This window comes from Pseudoxanthomonas fibrivorans, assembly GCF_041464125.1.
In the GTDB taxonomy this organism is placed as follows: domain Bacteria; phylum Pseudomonadota; class Gammaproteobacteria; order Xanthomonadales; family Xanthomonadaceae; genus Pseudoxanthomonas.
The window spans coordinates 250,306-274,867 of sequence record NZ_JBGNUG010000001.1 but is presented as its reverse complement, the minus strand read 5'-3'; the positions used below and the strand labels follow the sequence as shown (position 1 = coordinate 274,867).

Genomic DNA, 24,562 nt, shown 5'->3' with positions numbered 1-24,562 from the left:
GCCTAGCGGCCGGTCTTCAGCTCGGTCCACAAGCGGGTGTACTGGCGATCCACCTCCGGCGGGAGGTTGGCCAGGGTGAACAGCTTGGCCGCGGTCGCCGGTGGCGGATAGATCGTCGGGTCGTTGCGGATCGCCTCGTCCACCATCGGCAGCGAGGACGGCACCGGGTTCGGGTAGCTGACGTAGTTGCTGTTGGCCGCCGCCACGTCCGGGCGCAGCAGGTAGTCGATGAAGGCGTAGGCGTTGTCCAGGTTCTTCGCGTCCTTGGGGATGGCGAGCATGTCGAAGAACAGCGCCGTGCCTTCCTTCGGGATCGAATAGGCCACCTTGACGCCGTTGCCCGCCTCCTCGGCGCGGTCGCGCGCCTGCAGCACGTCGCCGGACCAGCCGATCACCAGGCAGGCGCTGCCGTTGGCCAGCGCGTCGATGTACTGCGAGGAGTGGAAGGTCTGGACATGCGGCCGCAGGGCCTTCAGCAGCGCGGCGGCCTTCTCGATCACCGCCGGGTCGGTGCTGTTGGGGTCCTCCCCCAGGTAGTTCAGCACCACCGGGACCACCTCGGACGGCGCGTCCAGCATCATCACCCCGCAGTCCTTCATCTTGGCGAGGTTCTCCGGCTTGAAGAACAGGTCCCAGCTGCCGGCGATCTCGGTGCTGCCGAAGGCGGCGGTGAGCTTGTCGACGTTGTAGCCGATGCCGGTGGTGCCCCACAGGTACGGGACCGCGTACCGGTTGTCCGGGTCCTGGACGGCGATGCGCTTCATCAGCTCCGGATCGAGGTTGGCGTAGTTCTTGAGCCGCGACTTGTCCAGCGGCTGGAACACCCCGGCCTGGACCTGCCGGCCGAGGAACTGCAGGCCGGGCACCACCACGTCGAAGCCGGATCCGCCGGCCAGCAGCTTGGCCTCGAGTACCTCGTTGCTGTCGAACACGCCGTAGTTGACCTTGACCCCGCGTTCCCGCTCGAAGTTCGGAACGATGTCCTCGGCGATGTAATCGGACCAGTTGTAGACGTTGAGGGTGCCGGCCCCGGCCCCGGCCGCGGCGCTGGCGCCGCCGGCGGGCGACGCCGCCTCGTCCTTCTTTCCGCAGGCGCCCAGCGCGACCGCCGCCAGCGCAACGCACAACCACTTCGGTGTCCACGTACTCATCGTCGCTTCCCCTGGCCCCGCAGGGCCGTCTGGTTGTCCACGACGCCGCCAGCAAGGCAGGCGCCACCGGGTTCCCCTCCCTTCGCCTCCCACCTCTTCCACCGCCAGGGCCACGCGGGACGGGACGTCCCGCGGATACCGCCGCCGGCGCCGCGCATCGGCGCCGGACATGCCGCGCGACCGCTCAGCGGCCGGTCTTGATCTCCGTCCACAGCCGCGTGTACAGCTTGTCGGTCTCCGGCGAATTGATCGCGTAGGTGAACAGCTTGGCCTTCACCTCGGCCGGCGGATAGATGGTCGGATCGTTGCGGATCGCCTCCTCCACCAGCGGCGTGGCGCCCGCGACCGGGTTGGCGTACTGGATGTAGTTGGTGTTGTTGGCGGCCACCTGCGGCTCGAGCAGGTAGTTGATGAACGCGTAGGCGTTCTCCGGATGCTTGGCGTCGGCCGGGATCGCCAGCATGTCGAACCACTGCGGCGCGCCCTCCTTCGGGATCGAGAAGCCGACGTTGACGCCGTTGCCCGCTTCCTCGGCGCGGTCGCGCGCCTGGATGATGTCGCCGGACCAGCCCACCACCAGGCAGGTCGTGCCGTTGGCCAGCGAGCTGACGTACTGGCTGGAATGGAAGTTCTGCACGTACGGCCGGATCGACTTGATCAGGTCGGCCGCCTTCTGGATCACCGCCGGATCGGCGCTGTGCGGGTCCTCGCCCAGGTAATGCAGCGCGATCGGGATCATGTCCGACGGGGTGTCGAGCAGGGTCACGCCGCAATCCTTGAGCTTGCTGATCTTGGCCGGGTCGAACACCAGGCTCCAGCTGTTGGTGACCTCGGTGCTGCCGAACGCGGCGGTGACCTTGTCGACGTTGAAGCCGATGCCGGTGGTGCCGGACATGTACGGCACGCCGTACTTGTTGCCCGGGTCCTGCGCGGCGATCAGCTGCATCACCTGCGGGTCCAGGTTGGCCAGGTTCGGGATCTTGCTCTTGTCCAGTTCCTTGAACACGCCCGCCTGGATCTGGCGACCGAAGAAGTTCAGGGTCGGCACCACCACGTCGTAGCCGCTGGAGCCGGCCAGCAGCTTGGTCTCCAGCACCTCGTCGCTGTCGTACACGTCGTAGGTGACGCGGATGCCGCTCTGCTGCTCGAAGCCGGGGATGGTGTCCTCGGCGATGTAGTCCGAATAGTTGTAGACGTTGAGCACCTTCTCCTCGCCACCGGCGGCGGTGGCGGCGCCGTCCGGCGCGGCGCCCTCCTGCTTGCCCCCGCACGCGGCCAGGGTGGCGACGATGCCGGCGGTCAGCAGGCGGATGGTCAGCGGGCGCAGCTTCATGGGGTGTTCCTCGTCACGTTCCGGGGGATCGGGCCAGCGTAGCGCCGGCCTGTTCATTTGCCCAGCTGGGCCGCGGTCTCGTCCAGCGCCTTCCAGGCCTTGTCGAACAGTTCGTCGACCTGCGCGCGGGTGATCACCAGCGGCGGCGACAGCAGCATCGAATCCCAGGTGGCGCGCAGGATCAGGCCATGGCGCAGGGCGATGTCGCGGCACAGGCCGCCGACCTTGCCGCGCTCCTCGAAGAACGCGCGCCGTCCCTTGTCCGGGACCAGCTCCAGCGCACCCATCAGCCCGGCGATGCGCGCCTGCCCGACCAGGCGATGCTCGCCCAGCTCGGCCCAGCGCCCGGCCAGGTACGGGGCGACGTCGTCGCGCACGTGCTCGACGATGCGCTCCTCCTGCAGGATCCGCAGGTTCTCCAGCGCCACCGCCGCACACACCGGGTGGCCCGAATAGGTCGCCCCGTGCGCCAGCTCGCCGCCGCTGTCCTTGAGCACCCCGGCGACGCGGTCGTTGAACATGGCCGCACCCAGCGGGATGTAGCCGGAGGTGATGCCCTTGGCCACCGGCATGATGTCCGGCTGGAAGCCGAAGTACTGCGAGCCGAACCATTCGCCGGTCCGGCCGAAGCCGCAGATCACCTCGTCGGCGACCAGCAGCACGTCGTACTTGCGGCAGATCCGCTCGATCTCCGGCCAGTAGGTCATCGGCGGGATGTACACGCCGATCGCACCCATGACCGGCTCGCCGATGAAGGCGGCCACCCGCTCCGGGCCCAGCTCCAGGATCCTGTCTTCCAGCCGCCGCGCGGCGACCAGGCCGTATTCGTCCTCGGACAGGTCGCCGCCATCGGCGAACCAGAACGGCGGTTCGATGTGGTGGATGTCGGGGATCGGCAGGCCGCCCTGACCGTGCATGCCCTTCATCCCGCCCAGGCTGGCGCCGGCCACGGTGGTGCCGTGGTAGCCGTTGTGGCGGCCGATGAAGATGTTCTTGCGCGGCTGGTCCTGCACCGCCCAGAAGTGGCGGACCATGCGCAGGATGGTGTCGTTGGCTTCCGACCCGGAATTGACGAAGAACGCGTGGTTGATGTCGCCCGGCGCCAGCTCGGCCAGCTTGGCCGCCAGGTGGATGGTCGGCTCGGTGGTGCACTGGAAGAAGCTGTTGTAGTAGGCCAGCTGCGTCATCTGCCGTGCCGCGGCCGCGCCCAGCTCCGGCCGGCCGTAGCCGATGTTCACGCACCACAGCCCGGCGAAGGCATCGAGCAGCTTGTTGCCCTCGGCGTCCCAGACATAACAGCCCTCGCCGCGGGTCAGCACCCGGGTGCCCTTCTTCGCCAGCGCCGCGTTGTCGTTGAACGGGTGCAGGTGGTGGGCCGCGTCCAGGCGCTGCAGCTCGCGCAGCTCCGCCGGTTCGAAGGGATGCGGCTCGGTGCGGTGCGGTTCCATGCGGCGTGGCTCCGTGCGGGGCGTCGGCGGTCGGGGTCAGACGTTGAGCAGCAGGAACTCGCGTTCCCACGAGCTGATCACGCGGAAGAAGGTCTCGTATTCCTTGCGCTTGACCGAGACGTAGGCGCGCACGAAGCGGGGCCCCAGCAGCGCCTGCAGTTCGGCGCAGCCCTCCAGGCCGTCCAGCGCCTGGTTGAGCGAGCGCGGCAGGGCGAAGCCGGCATCCTGCGCGCTGCTGTCCATCGCCGGCATCGGCTGCAGCTTCTCGCGGATGCCCAGCAGGCCACACGCCAGCGTCCCGGCCATGGCCAGGTAGGGATTGGCGTCGGAGCCGGCGAAGCGGCTCTCCACCCGGGTGTTCTCCGGGGTGTCCATCGGCACCCGCAGGCCGCAGGTGCGGTTGTCGTAGCCCCAGTGCACGTTGATCGGCGCCACCTGGCCCAGCGCCAGGCGCCGGTAGGAATTCACGTTCGGCGCGAAGAACGCCATCGCCATCGGCACGTACTTCTGCAGCCCGCCCAGGTAGTGCATGAACGTGGCGCTGTGCTCGCCCGCCTTCTTGCCCGCGAACACGTTCTGCCCCCGCGTGACGTCCACCAGGCTCTGGTGGATGTGCATGGCGCTGCCCGGCTCGTTCTCCATCGGCTTGGCCAGGAAGGTGGCGTACACGCCGTGGCGCAGCGCCGCCTCGCGCATGGTCCGCTTGAACAGGAACACCTGGTCGGCCCGCGAGAGCGCATCGGCATGGGTGAAGTTGACTTCGAGCTGCGCGGCGCCGGATTCATGGATCAGCGTGTCCACGTCCAGCTCCATCGCCTCGCAGTAGTCGTACATCAGGTCCAGGATCGGGTCGAACTCGTTGACCGCGTCGATCGAGTAGGACTGCCGTGCCGTCTCCGGGCGACCGTTGCGACCCGCCGGGGGCAGCAGCGGGAAGTCCGGGTCGGTGTTCTTCTGCACCAGGAAGAATTCCAGCTCGGGCGCCACTACCGGCTGCAGGCCCAGTTCCTCGTAGGCGGCGAGCACCCGGCGCAGGACATTGCGCGGCGCCAGCTCGTGCGGCTGGCCATCCTTGGTCTGGCAGTCGTGGATGATCTGCGCGGTCGGGTCGGCCGCCCACGGCACCATCCGCACCGTGTCCGGGTCGGGACGCAGCAGCATGTCCGAGTCCGACGGCGAGGTCAGCTCGTAGTAGTCGTCCGGGTAGTCGCCGGTGACCGTGGTGGCGAAGATGCCCTCGGGCAGGCGCGTGCCGTAGTCGTGGCTGAACTTGTCGGCCGGGATGATCTTGCCGCGCGCGTTGCCGGTGATGTCCGGCACCAGGCACTCGACCTCGGTGATCCGCCGCTCCTTCAGCCAGCGCCGCAGCGAGCTCTCCTGCGAAGCGGTGCTGGCGGGCTTGCGGCGGGTGGGACGGGTGCTCATGCGGATTCCGTGAGGAGGGTGCGTTGCGCCTGCGCGCGGCGCGCGGCGTAGGCCCGGCAGGCGTCGCCGAAGGCGCGGAAGATGCCGAGATGGAACGGGTTGGAAGCGACCTGCCATTCCGGATGCCACTGCAGCCCGAGCAGGAAGCCGCCACCGTCGCGGCGGAACGCCTCGATCGCCCCGTCCGGCGCGATCGCCTCCACCACCAGGCCCTCGCCGAGCCGGGCCACGCCCTGCCCGTGCAGCGAGTTGACCCGCGCGGTGGAGCCGCCGGCGATGGCGGCCAGCAGCCCGCCCTCGGCCAGGCGGATGTCGTGCGCGGGCGCGTACTGGACGTCGAGCGGGTCGTCCGGGTTCTCGCGGTGGTCGTTGAAGCCGGTGGCCTCGTGCAGCTTCTGGAACAGGCTGCCGCCGAAGGCGACATTGACCTCCTGGAAGCCGCGGCAGATCGCCAGCACCGGCAGGCCCATCGCGACGGCGCGCGGGACCAGGCCCAGCGTGGTCGCATCGCGCGCCGGGTCGTGCAGGTTGCCCTCGTAGCTGGGCTCGTCGGTGTAGTGGTGCGGCTCGATGTTGCTGACCGCGCCGGTCAGCAGCAGGCCGTCCAGCCGGGCCAGCCAGTCGTCCACCGGCAGCGCCGGCTGCAGGGCCGGCAGCAGCACCGGGGTGGCGCCGGCCCCGTCGACCACCGCGCGCACGTACTTCTCGCCGACGGCGAGGAACGGATGCAGGCCGATCTGTTTGCGGTCGGTGGGCAGGCCGACGAGGGGCGGCAGGGCCATGCGCGGAGGGGTCCGGTGGCGTCCGTCGAACTTACCCCGGCCGTTTTATTTTTACAACACGAAGGCCCCCGCCAGCCCCTGCGCCCCGCTTTGGTGCACAGAATCGGCCGAAGTGGCGCCCCTGCCGTTGAGTATTCTTGACGAACCCCGCCCTGCTACTCTCGCCTGGCACCCGCCGAGGTCCCCGATGAACCACCCCGCCTCCCCGTCCGCGTTGCCGCCCGAGGACCTGGCCACCCTGCACGCCCTGCCCGGCCACGCCGAGGCGCACGTGGACCTGCTGCTGCCCGACTGCAACGGCGTGCTGCGCGGCAAGCGGGTGGCCGCCGAGGCGCTGGAGAAGGTCTATGCCGGCGGCGTCTGCCTGCCGATGTCGCTGGTCGCCGCCGACATCACCGGCAATACCGTGGAGGAAACCGGCCTGGGCTACGACATCGGCGACGAGGACCGGATCTGCCGGCCGATCCCCGGCAGCCTGCGACCGGTGCCGTGGTCGCCGCGGCCGGCGCTGCAGCTGCTGCTGGCGATGGAGGACGGCGCCGGCGGCTGGTTCGAGGCGCACCCGCGGCGCGTGCTGGAACGCGTGCTCGCCCGCTACCGCGCCGCCGGGCTGACCCCGGTGGTCGCGGTGGAACTGGAGTTCTACCTGTTCGACCGCCTTGCCGATGCCGACGGCCGGCCGCAGCCCACGCTCAACGCCAGCGACGGCGCGCGCAACGCCAGCACCCAGGTCTACTCGATCGACGACCTCGACGAGAACGCGGCCTTCATCGACGCGGTGGCGCGTGCCTGCCGCGCGCAGCGGATCCCGGCCGACACCGCGGTGGCCGAGTACGCGCCCGGACAGTTCGAGATCAACCTCAAGCACCGCGCCGATGCCGTGGCCGCGTGCGACGACGCGATCCTGCTCAAGCGCGCGATCAAGGCGATCGCGCAGCAGCAGGGTGCGCTGGCCAGCTTCATGGCCAAGCCGCTGGCCGGCCAGGCCGGCAGCGGCCTGCACCTGCACGCCAGCGTGCTCGACGCCGACGGCCGCAACCTGTTCGCCGGCACGCCGGACGCGCCCGCCGACGCGCTGCGCCACGCCGTGGGCGGCCTGCAGGCCAGCGCGCGCGACAACCTGCTGCTGTTCGCCCCGCACGCCAACAGCTACCGGCGCTTCGTCGCCAACGCGTTCGTGCCGCTCAACGACAGCTGGGGCTTCAACAACCGCACCGTGGCCATGCGCATCCCGCACAGCGACGCGGCCAACACCCGCATCGAGCACCGCATCGCCGGCGCCGACGCCAACCCCTACCTGGTCGCCGCCGCGGTGCTGGCCGGCATGCTCGACGGCATCGAGCGGCAGCCGGACCCGGGCGCGCCGGTGGTGGGCAACGCCTATGAGCAGTTCGAGGCGCGGAGCCCGCACTGGCGCGACGCGATCGACGCCTTCCTCGGCAGTGCCTTCGCCGCCCGCTGGTATGGAGACGCCTTCCGCCACGTCTACGGGCAGCAGAAGCTGAAGGAGATGCGCGACTTCCAGGCGCGGGTGCCGGACCTGGACTACGCCTGGTACCTGCGCACGGTGTAGCGGTCCGGCTCAGCCACCGGCCGCGCCGGCCACCGGAGCGGTGCCCTCCGGATCGGCGGTTTCCACGCAGGTCCCGCGCGTGGGTGCCCGTTCCGGGCCATCGACCGCCATGTACTGGTCCTCGAACGCCAGCGTCGTCCGGTCGATCGTCAGCTGCCGCACCTCCAGCAGCCGCTCGCCGCCTTCGCTGAAGAGCGCGGTGCGGTGCAGGTAGCGTTGCGGCTCCACCACCAGCGGCTCCTGGGTCCGCCCGATCGGCCAGATCGACCGGCGCCAGCCCGGCGCCTGCTGTTCCGGCGCCAGGCCGGTCGAGCCGGCACCCGCGGCGGCATCGACCCAGTACCACATCCGCGCGTTGTCGATCTTGACCCGCCAGCCGGGGCCTGCGGCGGCGTCGTCGGGGCGGCATTCGAGCACCCGCGGCGGCGCGGCCGGCGGCAGGTCGCAGCGCCCGCTTTCGGCCTCGCACCACGGGCTGGCCCGCTCCGCTTCGACGATGCCGAGCTGGCCGTAGACCGGGCCGGATTCGACGCCGTCGAAGAACCCTTCAGCGAAGCGCGCCGTCTTCAGCTGCGCGTAGTCGTGCCACGACGACGCCCCGGGCATCGGGCTGACGCCGGGGGCCAGGCAGTTCAGGGTGAACGCCAGCGGCGTGCCCGCAGCCGCCTCGCCGCGGAAGTCGCGGAGCACCCTGCCGCGCACCTCGCAGTTGGCCGAGCCGGCGCCCGGCTCCAGCGTCACCGCATCGATGCGCAGCTGCAGGTGGTGCGCGGCCTCGGCGCGCGCGTTGCTGTAGTACTCCGGCGGCAGTGCCGCGTGCGCGGACGCGGACAGCGCCGCCAGCACGACCATGGACATGGCCCGGCGACGGGCGTGGTTCGAAGCAGGTATGTGCATGCGTGAGCGTTCCGGATCCCCTTCGCCGAGTATGGCAGCGGGCCTGGCCGCATGCGAAACCCGGCGGCCGAGGACCGCACCGCCCCTCCGGGCTGCGGTAGGCTCGATCCATCGTTCCCGCCGCCGGCCCCGCATGCCGCCCGCCACCGCCTACCCGCCCAGCTGGTACGCCGCCAGTGCCACGCCGCTGCTGGAACAGCCGGCGCTGCAGGGCACGCTGCACGATGTCGACGTCTGCATCCTCGGCGCCGGCTACACCGGCCTGACCACGGCGCTGGAGCTGGCCGAGGCCGGCTACCGGGTCGTGGTGCTGGAAGCCGAGCGGATCGGCTGGGGCGCCTCCGGGCGCAACGGCGGCCAGGCCATCGTCGGCTACGGCTGCGAGCAGTCGAAACTCGAAGGCCTGCTCGGCCAGGCGGCGGCGCGGGTGCTGTTCGACCTCTCGCGCGAAGGCATGGACCGGCTGCGGGCGCGGATCGCCCGGCATGCGATCGCCTGCGACTGGCGCGACGGCCATGCCCACGTGCCGATCAAGCCGCGCCAGGAACGCGACCTGCGCGCAGGCATCGTCGAGATGACGGAGAAGTACGACTATCCGCTGCAGTGGTGGGACCGGCGCCGCCTGCGCGACGAACTGGAAAGCGACCGCTACCTGGGCGCGGTGTACGACCCGGCCAGTGGCCACCTGCATCCGCTCGAATACGCCTTCGGCCTGGCCCGCGCCGCGCTGGCGGCGGGCGTGCGCATCTTCGAACGCTCGCCGGTGGTCGAGCTGGTGCGCGGCGCCCGGCCGCGGCTGCGGACCGCGCAGGGCGAGGTCGGCGCCGACTTCGCGGTGATCGCCGGCAACGCCTGGCTGCGCGGCGTGGCCCCGGAGCTGGAGTCGCGGGTGATGCCGGTCGGTACGTACATCGCGGCGACCGCGCCGCTGGGCGCCGAACGCGCGCAGGCGCTGATCCGCAACGACATGGCCGTGGCCGACGTGAACTGGGCGCTGGACTACTTCCGCCTCAGCCGCGACCACCGCCTGCTGTTCGGCGGCCGCGCCAGCTATTCCAGCTATCCGCCGCCGAACCTGCGCGGGGTGATGCGGCGGCGCATCCGCGCGGTGTTCCCGCAGCTGGACGACGTGCCGGTCGAGTACCTGTGGGGCGGCTACGTCGACATCTCGCTCAACCGCGCCCCGCACTGGGGCCGGCTGACCCCGAACGTCTATTTCGCGCAGGGCTTTTCCGGCCATGGGGTGGCCAGCACCGGCCTGGCCGGGCAGCTGGTCGCCGAAGCGATCCGCGGCCAGTCCGCGCGGCTGGACCTGTTCGCGAAGATCCCGCACGCGCCCTTCCCCGGTGGCCGCCTGCTGCGCACGCCGCTGCTGGTGCTGGCGATGGCCTGGTACCGGATGCGCGACGCGCTGTGGTGACCGCGCGCGCACGCGCGGCGGGGGATTGATCCCGATCAAGGCACCGGGACGACGCCGCCCCTAGCCTGCGCGCATCGAAGGAGATGACGCATGGCTTTGCTGCTCTGGCAGGACGACCTCAACACCGGCATCGAGGTGATCGACGACCAGCACCGCCGGATCGTGTCGATGATCAACCAGCTGCACCAGGCCCAGACCGGCGCCTCGGCGCTGGTGGTGGCCGACGTGATCGACGAACTGGTCGACTACACCCTGTCGCACTTCGCCTTCGAGGAAGAGCTGATGGAGGAAGCCGGCTACCCGTTCTGCGCCGCGCACAAGCGGGTGCACGAGGTGTTCACCAAGCGGGTCAGCGAGTACCGGATGCGCTTCCAGGCCGGCGAGGACGTGGTCGACGAACTCAAGAGCATGCTCTCGCGCTGGCTGTTCAACCACATCCGCAACGACGACCGCGCCTACTCCGAGCAGGTGCGCCGCCACCTGGACCGGTTCACGCGCGAGCACGAGCACGGCGGCTGGCTCGCGCGCACGGTCAGGCGGCTGTTCCGCTGAGTCGCGGGACCTACCTCACTCCGGGGCGCGCCGGACCAGCAGCAGGGCCAGCAGGGTCAGCGCGGCCATCGCGCTCAGGTAGGCGCCGACCGCGGCGATGCCGTGGCTGCCGGCCAGCCGGGTGGCGATGTAGGGCGCCGGCGAGGCGCCGAGGATCCCGGCCAGGTTGAACGCCAGCGACGCGCCGGTGTAACGCACCGGGGTCGGGAACATTTCCGCCAGGATCGTGCCGCACGGACCGTAGGTCAGGCCCATCAGCCCCAGCCCGAGGCACAGGAACAGCAGCACCTGCGCCGGGTGGCCGGCGGCGAATAGCGGCTCGAACAGCAGGCCGAAGGCGATGATCCCCAGCGTCGCCAGGACCATCGCCCGGCGCCGGCCGCGGCGGTCGGCGTACATGGCCGACAGCGGGATGGTCGCGGCGAAGCACAGCACGCCGACCATCTGCAGCAGCAGGAACTCCTGCCGGCCGTAGCCGAGCTGCGAGGTGCCCCAGCTCAGCGCGAACACGGTCATCAGGTAGAACAGCACGAACGTCGCCATCAGCGAGAACGTGCCGACCAGCAGCGTGCCGGCATGCTTCGTCAGCACGGTGGCCATCGGCAGGCGCTCGCGTTCCTCGCGTTCCAGGGTCTTCTGGAACGCCGGCGTCTCCGTGATCCGCAGCCGCACCCACAGCCCGACCAGGACCAGCGCGGCGCTGGCGATGAACGGGATGCGCCAGCCCCAGGCCATGAACTGGCCCTCGTCCAGCACCCCGGCCAGCAGCAAGAAGATGCCGGTCGAGCACAGGAACCCCAGCGGCGCGCCCAGCTGCGGGAACATGCCGTACCAGGCCTTGCGGCCCGGTGGCGCGTTCTCGGTCGCCAGCAGCACCGCCCCGCCCCACTCCCCGCCCAGGCCCAGGCCCTGGCCGAACCGGCACAACGCCAGCAGGGCCGGCGCCCACACCCCGATCTGGGCGTAGGTCGGCAGCAGGCCGATCAGCACCGTGGAGATGCCCATGGTCAGCAATGCGGCCACCAGCGTGGCCTTGCGCCCGACCCGGTCGCCGTAATGGCCGAACAGGGCCGAGCCCAGCGGCCGGGCGAAGAACGCCAGGGCGAAGGTCGCCAGCGACTGCAGGGTGGCCGCCGCCGGCTCGGCCGCCGGGAAGAACAGGTGCGGGAACACCAGCACCGCGGCGGTGGCGTAGATGTAGAAATCGAAGAACTCGATCGTCGTACCGATGAGGCTGGCGAACAGGATGCGGCGTGGCGAAGCGGGTGCACTCATCGGCGGGCGGTCGCGGCGGCGTGGAATCGGGCCGATTCTGGCAGATGCGCGCGGCGCGGGAGACGGTCCGGCCGTGCTCGGCGGGCGGAGCGGTCCACCGGTCGCCGCCGGGCCCGCGGCTGTTCACGGATCGCCGGCGGCCGCAAGCGTTGCCCGGCGCCCGCTTCACCGGCAGAATCCGCCTCGCCACGTCGCATCGCGGCCGCCGCCGGCCCTGCCCGCCGCCCGCCGCACCCGGAACCACCCACGCAGTGCCCTGTACGGGCCCACGACGCGCCCCGCGTCGAAGCGGCCTGCCCCTCGCCTGAAAGAGCAGAACGGAATCGCCATGGCCCCACGCAACCCCTCCTCCACCACCGTGCGCAAGGCCTCCTACGGGCGTCGCATGACCCTGATGCTGATCGGCGTGGCCGTGGTCTTCGGCGGCGTGTTCGCGGTCAAGGCGCTCATGGGCAAGGCCACCAACGAGTTCTTCGACAACATGCCGCAGCCGCCGGTGGAGGTCAGCACCTTCCAGGCGCGCAGCGAGCAGTGGAGCGGCACCGCCGAATCGGTCGGCACCCTGGTCGCCGACAACGGCACCGACGTGACCACCGAGGCCGGCGGCGTGGTCCAGCACATCGCCTTCGAGTCCGGCCAGACCGTGCGCAAGGGCGACCTGCTGGTGCAGCTGAACACCGCCAACGAGCAGGCCCAGCTCAAGGCGCTGGAAACCGCGGCCCGGCTGGCGGTGACCCAGCGCGACCGCTGGCAGGAGCTGGGCCAGCAGAAGCTGGTGTCGCGCGCGGAAGTGGACGAGCGCATCGCCGACGCGGCCACCACCCAGGCCCAGGCCGAGGCCCAGCGCGCCCTGATCGCGCAGAAGACCATCCGCGCACCGTTCGACGGCGTGCTCGGCATCCGCAAGATCAACCTGGGCCAGTACCTCAACCCCGGCGATCCGATCGTCGGCCTGCAGGCGCTCAACCCGATCCACGTCGACTTCACCCTACCCGAGCAGCGGATGAACGAGGTCGCGATCGGCGCACCGGTGCGCCTGGAAGTGGACGCGCAGCCCGGCAAGCCGTTCGAGGCCAAGGTCACCGCGATCGAACCGTCGGTCGATGCCAACACCCGCAACTTCAAGGTCCGCGCGAGCCTGGAGAACCCGGGCGGCGCGCTGCGCCCGGGCACGTTCGGCCGGGTCGGCTTCGACCTGGGACGTTCGAGCGACGTGGTGGTGGTGCCGCAGACCGCGGTCAGCTTCAACCCGTACGGCAATGCCGTGTACGTCGTGGTCGAGGCGCCGAAGCAGGCTTCCGCCGAACCGCCGGCCGAAGGCATGCCGCAGGCCACGCACGTGGTCAAGCAGCGCTTCGTCACCACCGGGCCGGCCCGCGGCGACCTGGTCGGCATCACCGAGGGCCTCAAGCCCGGCGAGGTGGTGGTCACCAGCGGCCTGCTGCGCCTGCGCAACGATGCCGGCGTGACCATCAACAACAAGGTGCAGCCGGCGGCGCAGGACAAGCCCGAGCCCGAGAACCGCTGACGCGCCGCGACGGCGGGCCCGCGCCCGGCGCGGCCCGCCGCCCTTCCCTTTCCTGCCGGCGCGCCTGGAGCGTCCCGGCGGAGGACCCGGATGAAATTCACCGACATCTTCATCAACAAGCCGGTGCTGGCGATGGTCGTCAGCCTGTTCATCCTGCTGCTGGGGTTGCGCTCGTTCAACGAACTGAACGTGCGCCAGTACCCCGAGCTGCAGAACGCCGTGGTCACGGTCAGCACCGCCTACTACGGCGCCGACGCGGACCTGATGCAGGGCTTCGTCACCACCCCGCTGGAGCGCGAGGTGGCCTCGGCCGAGGGCATCGACTACCTGACCTCGACCAGCGCGGCCGGCATCTCCACCATCCAGGCCTACATCCGCCTGGACTACGACGCCAACGAGGCGCTCACCCAGATCGCGGCCAAGGTCAACAAGCTGCGCAGCCAGCTGCCGGCCGAATCCGAGGACCCGGTGATCGACCTGCAGCAGGGCCAGCAGATCGCGGCGATGTACGTGTCCTTCGCCAGCGAGCAGCTCGACAACAACCAGATCACCGACTACCTGATGCGCGCGGTCGAGCCGCGCATCGCCACCATCCCGGGCGTGCAGCGCGCCGACATCCTCGGCGCCGGCACCTTCGCCATGCGCGTGTGGCTCAAGCCGGACCGGATGGCCGCGCTGGGCGTGACCGCCAGCGACGTGCACGCCGCGCTGCAGGCCAACAACGTGCTGTCCGCGCTGGGCTCGACCAAGGGCCAGATGGTCGCGGTGGACCTGACCGCGCGCACCGACCTGCGCAGCGCCGAGGAGTTCCGCCAGCTGATCGTGCGCGAGCAGGACGGCGCGATCGTGCGCCTGGGCGAGATCGCCGACGTCGAGCTCGGCTCGGAGAACTACGGCACCTCGGTCCGCATCAACGGCGACGCGGCGACCTTCATGGGCATCTTCGTCTCGCCCGACGCCAACTCGCTGGAGGTGATCGAGGAGGTGCGCAAGGTCTGGGACACCGAGATCGTGCCGCAGCTGCCGGAAGGCATCGTCGCCACCATCCCCTACGACAGCACCGAATCGATCCAGGACGCGATCAACGAGGTGGTCAAGACGATCATCGAGGCGGTGGTGATCGTGATCGTGGTGATCTTCCTGTTCCTGGGCTCGCTGCGCAGCGTGATCATCCCGGCGGTCACCGTGCCGCTGTCGCTGGTCGGCGCGCTGTTCCTGATGCTGCTGATGGGCTTCACCATCAACCTGCTGACCCTCCTGGCGATGGTGCTCGCCATCGGCATCGTCGTTGACGACGCGATCATCGTGCTGGAGAACATCCACCGCCACATCGAGGAGGGCATGAGTCCGCACGACGCCTCGATCAAGGGCGCGCGCGAGCTGGCCTGGCCGGTGGTGGCGATGACCACCACGCTGGTGGCGGTGTACCTGCCGATCGGCTTCCAGGGCGGCCTGACCGGCGTGCTGTTCACCGAGTTCGCCTTCACCCTGGCCGGCTCGGTGCTGCTGTCGGGCATCATCGCCCTGACCCTGTCGCCGATGATGTGCGCCAAGCTGCTCAAGCCGCACAGCGCGCACGGCAAGACGAAGCTGGAATCGTGGCTGGACGCCCGCTTCGAATGGCTGCGCAACGGCTACGAGCGGCGCCTGCACAGCGCGCTGGAGACCCGCGGGGTGATCGCGGTGTTCGGCGCGGTGGTGCTGGTCTCGTGCGTGTTCCTGTACATGACCGCGCCGAAGGAGCCCGCGCCGCTGGAGGACGAGGGCTTCATCTTCGCCGTCGGCAGCGCCGACGCCTACACCACCCTGGACTACGTCGAGCGCTACACCGAGGAGCTGGAGGCCGCGGTCAAGGGCATTCCCGAGGTCAACGACTTCTTCCTGTTCAACGGCGGCTTCGGCGGCGGCGGCGGGGCCAGCAACAGCGCGATGGGCGGCTTCGTGCTCAAGCCCTGGAGCGAGCGCGACCGCTCCACCAACCAGGTGCTGCAGCAGGAACTGCAGCCCAAGCTGTCCTCGATCACCGGCCTGAACACCTTCGCCCTGGTCCCGCCCTCGCTGCCCAGCGCCGGCGGCGACGGCGGCGGCGGCGAGTTCCTGGTGCTGGGCATCGGCTCCCTCGAGCAGCTCAACGAGCTGTCCGATGCGATCCTGCAGAAGGCGATGGAAAGCCGCCGCTTCATCTTCCTGGACAAGGACCTGAAGATCGACAAGCCGCGCATCGAGGTCCAGATCGACCGCGAGAAGGCCGCGCTGCTGGGCATCGACATGCGCACCCTGGCCGCGGACATGGCGGCCATGCTCTCCGGCGGTTACGTCAACCGCTTCGCCATGGAGAACCGCTCCTACCGTGTGATCCCGCAGGTGCAGCGCAGCGACCGGCTCAACGCCGCGCAGCTGGAGAACTACTACACCCGCACCCGCGACGGCGAGCTGGTGCCGCTGTCGACCCTGGTGACGCTGAAGGAGACCGCGCAGCCGCAGACGCTCAAGCGCTTCCAGCAGCTGAATGCCGTGGGCATCACCTTCGCCCCGCGTCCCGGCGTGTCCAAGGGCGAGGCGCTGCGCGTGCTCGAGCAGGCCGCGGCCGAAGTGCTGCCGCAGGGCTACAGCGTCGACTACGCCGGCGAGTCGCGCCAGTTCAAGCAGGAGGGCGCGGCGATGCTGGTCACCCTGGCCTTCGCCCTGATCGCGATCTTCCTGGTGCTGGCCGCGCAGTTCGAGAGCTTCCGCGACGCGCTGATCATGCTGATCACCGTGCCGATGGCGATCTCCGGCGCACTGCTGGTGCTCAACGCGCTCGCGCTGGTGGCCGGCGTGCTGCAGTTCACCGGGGTCGAGGCCTTCCCGGGCATGAGCATCAACATCTACACCCAGGTCGGTCTGGTCACCCTGATCGGCGTGATCGCCAAGCACGGCATCCTGATCGTGGAGTTCGCCAACAAGCTGCAGCAGCAGGGCCTGTCCAAGCGCGAGGCGATCGAGCAGGCGTCGGGCATCCGCCTGCGGCCGGTGCTGATGACGACCGCGGCGCTGGTGTTCGCGATGTTCCCGCTGCTGATCGCCAACGGCCCCGGCGCCGCGGCGCGGTTCTCGATGGGCATGGTGATTGCCGCGGGCATGACCATCGGCACCGCGTTCACCCTGTTCGTGCTGCCCGCGGTCTACCTGTACCTGGCGCGCGACCACAGCCACGACCGCGCCGAAGCAGGCGCCGCGGCAGACGGCGAGCCGCAGCCGCAGCCGCAGTAGGCCGAATGCGGCGGCGGGCCCGGCCGGGTCCGCCGCCGTGCTGCCGCCGGCGGGCTAGTGGAACAGGCCGACCGCCAGGTCGGCCCACAGCAGCCCGAACGCCAGGCCGACCGCGGCGACCGCCGCGATCCGCGCGCGCCGGCGCCGCAGCCGCGCCATCGCCAGTTCGCACAGGCCGCAGGCCACCAGCAGCATCGCTCCGAACACCGCGAAGTCGCCCGCGGTCCAGGCCACCTCGCGGGTGACGTGCATGGCCGCCGCCGGCAGGCCGAGCAACGCGGCGGCCCCTCCCCACAGTGCCAGGCGCCAGCCGTTTCCGGCCGTGCCACCGACGTTTGCCTGCCTGTCCATCCCCATCCTCCCGGTACTGCAGCGTGGCGTTGCGGCCGCATCGCGGCCGGCGCCAGCATGGCCGCGGCGCATGGAGCGAGGGCGGCCGCAGCGTGAAGCGGGGAAGAAGTCGCGGGACGCGCTTCGCCGGCGCAGGCCGGCCGGCGGTATGCTCGCTCGCGGCGCCCGCCCCCGAGGGCGCGGAGGCAAGCCCGTGGACGAAGCCGATCCGGACGTGGTCGCCATGCTCGACGCGCTCGAGGCGCGGTTGCCGCACCTGGTGCGCGACACCGCGCCGGACGCGCTGATGGACGTGTTCGCCGACGAGGCCGAGGCCATCGCCGAAGCCGCCGGCCCCGAGCACGCCTCCTTCGTCAGCGCGCGCCTGCAGGCGATGGCGGCGTCGCTGCCGCTGGCGCTGCGCGGCGCCCGGCCCTGGTAGCGCGTTTCAGCCTGCCGACCGGCCGGTGTGCGGGGTGAGGATCAGGTCGGACAGGTCGTAACCCTGCTGGCGCGCGGTGCCGAGGAAATCGGCCTTGATCTCTTCGGCCAGCGACGGCTCCCGCGACAGCAGCCACAGGTACTTGCGGTCGGGCGAGCCGACCAGCGCCGTCCGGTAGTCCTCGTCCACGCGCAGGATCCAGTAGTCGCCCCGGGTGAACGGCACCCACTTCAGGCCGTCGGGCATGAAGCTGACCTCGAGCCGGGCATTGCCGCTGCCCTCGACCACCGAGGCCTCGCCGATCGACTGCTCCGGTTCGCCCTTGCCGTCGAGCGCGCGGTTGTCGACCCTGACCTTGCCCTCCGGCAGCAGCGAATAGGTCGCGGTGATGTCGGTGTAGTCGGCCGGCTCGTGCCGCATCGGCAGCCGTGCGATCTCGTACCAGGTGCCGAGGTAGCGCCCGAGGTCGACGTGCGCGACCGTGGACGGTTCGCCTGCGTGGGGCATGGGAGTTCTCCGTGGTGGGCAGGCCGTTCTAGGCCACGGCACGTGAACCGGTCGTCGGCGCCCCGCGCGCGCGGGGACGCGGGCGCGTCGCCGCGCCGCAACCGGCCACCCTGCCCTGCGCCTGCCGACCTCCGGCACATGGTCGCGCACCGGAGCACGCGGCTATCGTCCTTGCGACCCCGCTCCATGACCGATGTATCCACGCTGCGCCTGGCGCTGCTGCGCGCCATGTACCTGCTCATCGCCGTCGGCCTCGGATGACGCTCTGGCCGTCGATCGTCGGCTCCGTGGACGACCCGGCCGACCCGCACCCGGTGATCCGCGCCATGCTCGGCGCGCTGTCGCTGATGTGCCTGCTGGGCCTGCGGCATCCGCTGCGGATGCTGCCGCTGCTGCTGTTCGAGCTGGCCTGGAAGGTGTTGTGGGTCGTGCTCACCGCGCTGCCGCGGTGGCATGCCGGCACGCTGGACACCCATGGACCGGAAACCCTGTTCGCCTGCCTGGTCGGCGTGGTCCTGGCGCCCCTGGTGGCGCCGTGGGGCCATGTCGGGCGCCATGACCTCCGCGGTCCGGGCGAGGCATGGCGCGTCGCCCGCCGCGCGCCCTGGGCGCGCGCCCGGGGGCGGGCTGCCCACGCCGCCCCCCGCCGCGCCGCCGCCCCGCGCCGCCTGCGCCGACGGCAGCGCAGGCGCCGGATGCCGCGTCAGAGCCCGCCGCCCCAGCGATGCTGCCAGGTCACCGCGACGGCATCGAAATCGTTGCCGGTGCGCGCGTACACGCCGCTGCTGAGCGCCACCTTCACCGAGTTCCTGCGGTCCACCGGCAGCGACAGCGAGGCGCCCACGCGCCAGTTCTGCTGCAGGTCGCGGTTGTAGCGCCCGTCGATCTGCGACCGCCCTCCGGCAAAGTACGTCGCGTCGAACGACCACCACGCGCCCGTGGCCAGGCTGCGGATCAGGTTGCCCTGAAGGGCGTACACCGGATCCTGCGACCGGGTCACGCCGCCGTAGAACGCGTCGTTGTCGGTGTAGAAGGTCGCTGCGAGCTTCAGCTCCCCGGTCCACGGACCGGAGGCCTTGGACAGCCCGAGTTCGGGCTTGAACGACCAGCGGTTGGCGGTGATGTTGACGATGCGGTCATCGTCGTACTGGCCCAGCGGAGGCGAGACCTGCAGGCTGGCGCCGATGATCAGGTCCTGCTGCCAGCCGCGGAACTCGGCCATCGACAGCGCCGGCGCGCCGGACAGGGCGGTCGACAGCCTCAGCACCGGACGGCCGACGCCGCTGACGCGGCGCTCGACCGGCACGCCCAGGTAGTCCGCGGTGCCGTCCAGGCGCGTGTAGGGAACGGCGGCGTCGAACTTGGCCGAGCGCCCCCACAGCGAGAAGGCGCGGGCGTAGCCGAGCACCAGGCTGGTGGTGCGCAGCGATTCGTCGGTCACCGGCACCGACGCGTCGAAGTTCAGCCCGCCACGGGTCTGCGCGGCGCCCGCCACGGCGAAGTTCATGCCGACCGGCACGTTGCCGTAGGCGCGCGGTTCGAATTCCTGCGCGGCGAGCGGGAACGCGGCGAGCAGGAGGACGGCAAACACGGCGGAGCGGGACGGTGCCGCCGCTCTGGAGGTCTCCCGGGTCCCCTGCCTCATCGTGCGACTCCGTCCCGTACCGGCGGAGTCTATCGCGGGCGCCCGCCGGCCACTCCCCGGCGGAGCGCGCGGCGCCCCGGGCCGCCGCTCATGGCAGCGCCGCAGCGGCATCGGCCCGTGCGGGGCGTGCCGGACGCGCCTGCGGCACGACCCTGCCGCCTTCCACCAGCAGCACGCGGTCGGCGCTGGCGATGGTTTCCGGACGATGCGCCACGATCACCCGGGTGAGCCTGAGCCTGGCGACCGCGTCGTTGACCGCCCGCTCGTTGGGGACGTCCAAGTGGCTGGTCGCTTCATCGAGGAACAGCAGGCGCGGCTGGCGGTACAGGGCCCGCGCCAGGATCAGCCGCTGCTTCTGCCCACCCGACAGCGAACTGCCCATGTCGCCGATCAGGCCGTGGTAGCCCATCGGCATGGCGGCGATCTCCTCGTGCACCGCTGCCTGCCGCGCAGCCGCCTCGACCCGCGCCGGATCGCAGTCCGGGTCGAAGAAGGCGATGTTGTCGGCCAGGCTTCCGGCGAACAGCTGGTCGTCCTGCATGACTACGCCGACGATCGATCGCAGGTTGCGCCGATCCGTGCCGTCCACTCCGCAGCCACCGATGCGGATGGAGCCCGCGGTGGGCCGGAGCAGGCCCAGCATCAGCTTGACCAGCGTGGTCTTGCCGCACCCGGACGCGCCCACCAGGGCCACCGACTCGCCAGGCTCGACAGTGAAGCTGCAGTCCTGCAACACCCAGGGCTCGCCGTCGCCATAGCGGTAGCAGAGGTTGCGCACTTCGATGCGCGCATCCTCCGGAAGCCGCGCTTCCGCGGCCTCCCCGTCGTCCTCCGGCGGTTCCAGCACGATGTCCGCCAGCCGCTCGCCGTGCAGGCGCAGCATGCGGAACTCCATCCACCGGTCGACCAGCGCCGAAGCGCGCGTGGCGAACTGGTCCTTGTAGGCCAGGTAGGCTATCAGCATGCCGACCGAGAACACGCTTTCCATCGCCAGCGTCGCACCGATCCAGATGACCGCGATGCGCTCGACGCCGAACACCAGCTGGCTGGCGGCAGCGAAGCCCAGGCCCATCCGCGCCAGCCCCGCTTCGAGGTCGAACGTATCGACCATCAGGTTGGCATAGGAGGCGCGGCGCCCGGGCTCCTCGCCCGCCACCTTGAGGCTCTGCATGCCACGCAGCGACTCCAGCAGGTGGCCGTGCTGGCGCGCCGCGGCGACCAGGTGCTTCTCGGTTCCGTCGCGCAGGGGCCGGTAGGCCAGTCCGCGGATGGCCAGGTACAGCGCCACCGCCAGCAGCGTCACCAGCGCCAGCTTCCCGCTGTACACCAGCATCAGCGCCAGCGTCACCGCGGCCATCATCCCGTCGACGACCGCCTCGACGAACCCCGTGGTCAGGGTGCGCTGGATGGCCTGCACCGAGTCCATGCGCGACGTCACGTCGCCAAGGTGGCGCCTCTCGAAGAAGTCCAGCGGCAGCCGCAGCAGGTGGGCGAAGACGTTGCCTGCCCACTGCAGGCCCAGTCGCGAGGACAGATGCACCAGCGACCAGCCGCGCAGCAGCCCGGTCGCGACCTGCAGCAGCAGCGCCAGCCCGAAGCCGAGCCCGAGCACCGCCAGCAGGTCTCGGTCCGCGGAAACCAGCACCTGGTCCACGACCCATTGCATGAGGAACGGCGCCAGGATCACGAACACCTGCAGCGCGGCCGACAGCAGCAGGACCTGCGCGAGCGCCGGCCACAGGCCGCTGATGCGGCCACCGAGCTGCCGCAGGGAAACGGCGGGCGCCGGCTTCCGCGGAAGGAACGCATCGCCGGGCGCCAGTTCCAGCGCCACGCCGGTGAAGTGGGCGGACACCTCGTCCAGCGCGAGCGTGCGTTCCCCGCAGGCCGGATCCAGCACCGTCGCCCGTGAACGTCCCACCCGCACCAGGACCACGAAATGATTGAGGTCCCAGTGCAGGATGCAGGGCAGGGAAAGGCGGTCCAGTTCCTCCAGTTCCAGCCGCAGCGGACGGGTGCCGAAGCCGAGGTGCTGGGCGACCTGCATCAGCTGCGACAGGCGCGCGCCCTTCAGCGACGTGGGGTAGCGGCGACGCAGTTCGGCCAGCCCGACGTGGTGCCCGTGGGCGGCGGCCACCATGGCCAGCGCACACAGGCCGCATTCGGCCGCCTCCGACTGCAGCACGGGCTTCACGGCGCATCCTCCACGAGCCATCGGCGCACACGCAGGCCCTGGTCGCAGGGCCGCCTGCCGGAGGACCGCGTGCGCCGGCACTCAGCCATCGCCGATCCGGCCCCTGACCGAATACAGCGGCTCGAACACCCATTCGATCAGGCGCCGGCGCTCACCCAGGATGTCGGCATCCAGCAGCATGCCCGGCCGCAACGGCTCCTCGTTGCCGAATGCGGTCACCGCTTGGCGCGCCAGCGCGACGGTGACCCGGTAACGGGGTTCGCGCGCCTGTGGCTGGCCCGCCACCGGTCCGATATCGGCCGGGTCCAGCGCGCTGCGGCTGATCCGGACCACCCGTCCGCGCTGGTGGCCGAACTTCTGGTACGGAAACGCGTGGTAGCGCAACAGCACCTCGTCGCCCGGTTCGACGAAGCCGATCGCGCGACTGGGCACCAGCAGCTCCGCCTCCAGGCCGCCATCGGCGGGTAGCAGGCTCAACAGCGGCTGCCCGGCCTGCACCGCCTGGCCCGCCTTGGCCAGCTGCGCGGACACCGAACCGGCCACCGGTGCGTTGACCACCAGCGCCCCGCGCGCGCGGGTCTCCAGCTGCTCCTGCTCCAGGCGCGCAAGTTCCTGGCGCAGGCCGGCGTCGCTGGCCATCGCCTGGCCGGGCAGTTCGGCCAGGGACTGGCGGAGCTGGGCGATGGTCCTGCGCGTGGCGGTCGACTGGCGCTGCAACGCCTGCATCTCGCCACGCCAGGACAACACGTTCGATTCCTGCTGCCTGAGCTGCAGCAGCCCGACATAGCCGGCCTCCTGCAGGGGCCTCAGCCGTTGCAGCGTCTCCCCGGCGATACGCACCTGCTCGCGGCGGGTGGCGACCTCGGCATCGAGCTGGGCGCCTTCGCGTTCGGCCGCGGCCAGCTGGGCGCGCAATCCGGCGTCCTGCGCCGCCAGCAGCGCCTGCCGCGCCGCGCGCTCTTCGACCAGGCCTTCGCGGCGCGACGCGAGCCGGCGCTCCAGCGCGGCGAAGGTGTCGCCTTCGGCGAGGGTCGCACGAGGCACCGCGACCGTCGCGAGCGCCTGCCCCTGGCGCACGCGCCCGCCCTCGGCCACCTCCAGCCTGGATACGACGCCGGAGGCGGGCGCGACCACGGTGGCCAGCCCCCTCGAAGGCACCAGCTGGCCGGCGACGGTGGAGCGCCGCGTGTAGGTGCCGGTCAGCAGGAACAGGACGACGGCGGCGGCGGCCAGGCCCGCGCCCAGCGCCAGCACGCGCAAGCGCACCGGCTGGACGAGCGAGATGTGCCCCAGCCAGCCATGGCGCCTGGCCTCCATCACTTCCCTGCGGAACAGGTCCTGGCTCATGTGGCACCACGGTCCATGCCGGTGTCACGCCAGCCTCCCACCGGCGCGGGGACCGCTCAATCGGAGCGGTCATCGCCGACACGTCAGGATTGTCTGACCCCGGGTCGCGGGCCGCAGGCCCGGGACCACGGGCGGCACTCAGCCGGCGAGCAGGCCCGCTTCACGCAGGGCCGCCTCGAGCGGCGCCTGGTGGCCCGCCTCGAGCTCCGTCATCGGCAGGCGCAGGGTACCGCCGCAATGGCCCAGCCGGGCCATCGCCCACTTCACCGGGATCGGGTTGGCCTCGACGAACAGCTGCCTGTGCACCGGCAGCAGGCGCGACTGGATCGCCATCGCGGCGCGCACGTCGCCGGCCAGCGCGGCGACGCAGAGCTCGTGCATCAGCCGCGGCGCGACGTTGGCGGTGACGCTGACGTTGCCGTGGCCGCCGCACAGCATCAGCGCGACGGCGGTGGCGTCGTCGCCGGAATAGACGGCGAATCCTTCCGGCGCCTCGCGGATGAGCCACTGCGCGCGCTCGAGGTTGCCGGTCGCTTCCTTGATGCCGACGATGCCCGGCACCTGGGCCAGGCGCAGCACGGTGCCGTGCTGCAGGTCGGCGACGGTGCGGCCGGGCACGTTGTAGAGCACGAGTGGCAGGTCGCCGGTGGCCTCGGCGATCGCCCTGAAATGGCGGTACTGCCCCTCCTGCCCGGGCTTGTTGTAGTACGGCACCACCTGCAGCTGGCTGCTGGCGCCCACCTGGCGCGCGTACTTCGCCAGGGCGATGGCTTCGGCGGTGGAGTTGCCGCCGCAGCCGGCCATCACCGGCACCCGCCCGGCGGCCTGCTCGACCGCCACGCGGATGATCTCGCAGTGCTCCTCCACGTCCACCGTCGGCGATTCGCCGGTGGTGCCGACCACGCCGATGCAGTCGGTGCCTTCCGCCACGTGCCAGTCGATCAGCCGGCGCAGGGCGTCGTAGTCGACGCTGCCGTCCTCGTGCATGGGGGTGATGAGGGCGACGATGCTGCCGCGGAGGACGCGAGGCGTGCTGGTCATTCGATGGACGCGGGCGAAGGGAAAACGCCGATTCTAATCGGGCCGCGGAGGCTTGCGACGGACCCGGCGGACCGTCCGCGTGGTTACTCCGGAAACGACCGGCGACAGCCGCTCGAGCCCGATGCGCCGCGCCGGGAGCGGACGAGCCGCGCGTTACGCCCGCCACACGTTTTCTCCACACCGGACTTACAACAACAGGCGGAGCGTACGCGTCCCGGCATGGTGCCGGCGGGAGAATCCAGATGGCGAACACGCGCGAGGGTCGGCAGGAACAGGACGAGGGGCAGGAGTGGGGTCCGCGCCAGGGCGGGCCGGACGAGGAAGAGGAATAGCGTCCCCTGCCGCGACAAGGCTCCTGCATGCAGGAGCCTTGTTCTTTCCGGAACCCGCCCGCGAACGGCGGCGCGAAGCAGCGGTCAC

Annotated in this window: 19 protein-coding genes; 6 read left to right on the top strand and 13 right to left on the bottom strand. The window is 71.0% G+C overall.

The genetic code is table 11. The features are described 5' to 3' along the window. Positions 1 to 2: 2 nt before the first annotated feature. From ACA089_RS01290 to ACA089_RS01270, 5 genes are all read right to left on the bottom strand, one after another. Positions 3 to 1,151, bottom strand: coding sequence for a polyamine ABC transporter substrate-binding protein (locus tag ACA089_RS01290; protein ID WP_372012677.1), 1,149 nt, complete (start codon positions 1,149 to 1,151; stop codon positions 3 to 5). A 184-nt stretch (positions 1,152 to 1,335) separates the two neighbouring features. After that, positions 1,336 to 2,484 carry a polyamine ABC transporter substrate-binding protein gene (locus ACA089_RS01285; protein ID WP_372012675.1) on the bottom strand — a complete coding sequence of 383 codons (1,149 nt, stop codon included), beginning with the start codon at positions 2,482 to 2,484 and terminating at the stop codon, positions 1,336 to 1,338. A gap of 53 nt (positions 2,485 to 2,537) precedes the next feature. Beyond that, on the bottom strand, positions 2,538 to 3,932 hold the full coding sequence (locus ACA089_RS01280; RefSeq protein WP_372012673.1) for an aspartate aminotransferase family protein: 1,395 nt from the start codon (positions 3,930 to 3,932) through the stop codon (positions 2,538 to 2,540). A 36-nt stretch (positions 3,933 to 3,968) separates the two neighbouring features. After that, on the bottom strand, positions 3,969 to 5,357 hold the full coding sequence (locus ACA089_RS01275) for a glutamine synthetase family protein (RefSeq protein WP_372012671.1): 1,389 nt from the start codon (positions 5,355 to 5,357) through the stop codon (positions 3,969 to 3,971). Next, positions 5,354 to 6,139: a gamma-glutamyl-gamma-aminobutyrate hydrolase family protein gene (locus ACA089_RS01270; RefSeq protein WP_372012669.1), complete on the bottom strand. Its 786-nt coding sequence runs from the start codon at positions 6,137 to 6,139 to the stop codon at positions 5,354 to 5,356. Before ACA089_RS01270 ends, ACA089_RS01275 begins: the two co-directional genes overlap by 4 nt. Before the next feature lie 187 nt (positions 6,140 to 6,326). On the opposite strand from ACA089_RS01270, the gene ACA089_RS01265 reads away from it, so the two are divergent. Next, the gene (locus ACA089_RS01265; RefSeq protein WP_372012667.1) at positions 6,327 to 7,712 is read left to right on the top strand and encodes a glutamine synthetase family protein; all 1,386 of its coding nucleotides are present in this window, start codon (positions 6,327 to 6,329) and stop codon (positions 7,710 to 7,712) included. Between the two features lie 9 nt (positions 7,713 to 7,721). On the opposite strand, the gene ACA089_RS01260 is transcribed toward ACA089_RS01265, so the two are convergent. Then, positions 7,722 to 8,609, bottom strand: coding sequence for a hypothetical protein (locus ACA089_RS01260; RefSeq protein ID WP_372012665.1), 888 nt, complete (start codon positions 8,607 to 8,609; stop codon positions 7,722 to 7,724). 133 nt (positions 8,610 to 8,742) lie between these two features. On the opposite strand from ACA089_RS01260, the gene ACA089_RS01255 reads away from it, so the two are divergent. Beyond that, positions 8,743 to 10,029 (top strand): NAD(P)/FAD-dependent oxidoreductase, encoded by a 1,287-nt coding sequence (locus ACA089_RS01255; protein WP_372012663.1) that lies wholly within the window; start codon positions 8,743 to 8,745, stop codon positions 10,027 to 10,029. A 90-nt stretch (positions 10,030 to 10,119) separates the two neighbouring features. Continuing rightward, positions 10,120 to 10,581 carry a bacteriohemerythrin gene (locus ACA089_RS01250; protein ID WP_372012661.1) on the top strand — a complete coding sequence of 154 codons (462 nt, stop codon included), beginning with the start codon at positions 10,120 to 10,122 and terminating at the stop codon, positions 10,579 to 10,581. 15 nt (positions 10,582 to 10,596) lie between these two features. Here the strand turns inward: ACA089_RS01250 and ACA089_RS01245 are convergent, their stop codons facing one another. Further along, positions 10,597 to 11,856 carry an MFS transporter gene (locus ACA089_RS01245; protein ID WP_372012660.1) on the bottom strand — a complete coding sequence of 420 codons (1,260 nt, stop codon included), beginning with the start codon at positions 11,854 to 11,856 and terminating at the stop codon, positions 10,597 to 10,599. A 328-nt stretch (positions 11,857 to 12,184) separates the two neighbouring features. Between ACA089_RS01245 and ACA089_RS01240 the strand changes: the two genes are divergently transcribed. Continuing rightward, positions 12,185 to 13,384 (top strand): efflux RND transporter periplasmic adaptor subunit, encoded by a 1,200-nt coding sequence (locus ACA089_RS01240; RefSeq protein WP_372012658.1) that lies wholly within the window; start codon positions 12,185 to 12,187, stop codon positions 13,382 to 13,384. 90 nt (positions 13,385 to 13,474) lie between these two features. Continuing rightward, a complete protein-coding gene (locus ACA089_RS01235) occupies positions 13,475 to 16,636 on the top strand; it encodes an efflux RND transporter permease subunit (RefSeq protein WP_372012656.1) in 3,162 nt (1,053 codons plus the stop codon). Positions 16,637 to 16,690: 54 nt separating this feature from the next. Here ACA089_RS01235 and ACA089_RS01230 read toward each other — a convergent pair whose 3' ends face one another. Beyond that, a complete protein-coding gene (locus ACA089_RS01230; protein WP_372012654.1) occupies positions 16,691 to 16,987 on the bottom strand; it encodes a hypothetical protein in 297 nt (98 codons plus the stop codon). 193 nt (positions 16,988 to 17,180) lie between these two features. Between ACA089_RS01230 and ACA089_RS01225 the strand changes: the two genes are divergently transcribed. Beyond that, the gene (locus ACA089_RS01225; protein WP_372012652.1) at positions 17,181 to 17,408 is read left to right on the top strand and encodes a hypothetical protein; all 228 of its coding nucleotides are present in this window, start codon (positions 17,181 to 17,183) and stop codon (positions 17,406 to 17,408) included. A 6-nt stretch (positions 17,409 to 17,414) separates the two neighbouring features. On the opposite strand, the gene ACA089_RS01220 is transcribed toward ACA089_RS01225, so the two are convergent. From ACA089_RS01220 to dapA, 5 genes are all read right to left on the bottom strand, one after another. Further along, complete coding sequence (locus ACA089_RS01220; protein ID WP_372012651.1) at positions 17,415 to 17,915, bottom strand: lipocalin family protein; 501 nt, start codon at positions 17,913 to 17,915, stop codon at positions 17,415 to 17,417. A 703-nt stretch (positions 17,916 to 18,618) separates the two neighbouring features. Beyond that, complete coding sequence (locus ACA089_RS01215) at positions 18,619 to 19,506, bottom strand: transporter (RefSeq protein ID WP_372012649.1); 888 nt, start codon at positions 19,504 to 19,506, stop codon at positions 18,619 to 18,621. A gap of 142 nt (positions 19,507 to 19,648) precedes the next feature. After that, positions 19,649 to 21,775: a peptidase domain-containing ABC transporter gene (locus tag ACA089_RS01210; protein ID WP_372012647.1), complete on the bottom strand. Its 2,127-nt coding sequence runs from the start codon at positions 21,773 to 21,775 to the stop codon at positions 19,649 to 19,651. A gap of 60 nt (positions 21,776 to 21,835) precedes the next feature. Beyond that, entirely contained in the window at positions 21,836 to 23,101 is a 1,266-nt protein-coding gene (locus ACA089_RS01205) for an HlyD family secretion protein (RefSeq protein WP_372012645.1), read from the bottom strand. 138 nt (positions 23,102 to 23,239) lie between these two features. Further along, positions 23,240 to 24,142 carry a 4-hydroxy-tetrahydrodipicolinate synthase gene (gene dapA / locus ACA089_RS01200; RefSeq protein ID WP_372012643.1) on the bottom strand — a complete coding sequence of 301 codons (903 nt, stop codon included), beginning with the start codon at positions 24,140 to 24,142 and terminating at the stop codon, positions 23,240 to 23,242. Between the last annotated feature and the right edge of the window lie 420 nt (positions 24,143 to 24,562).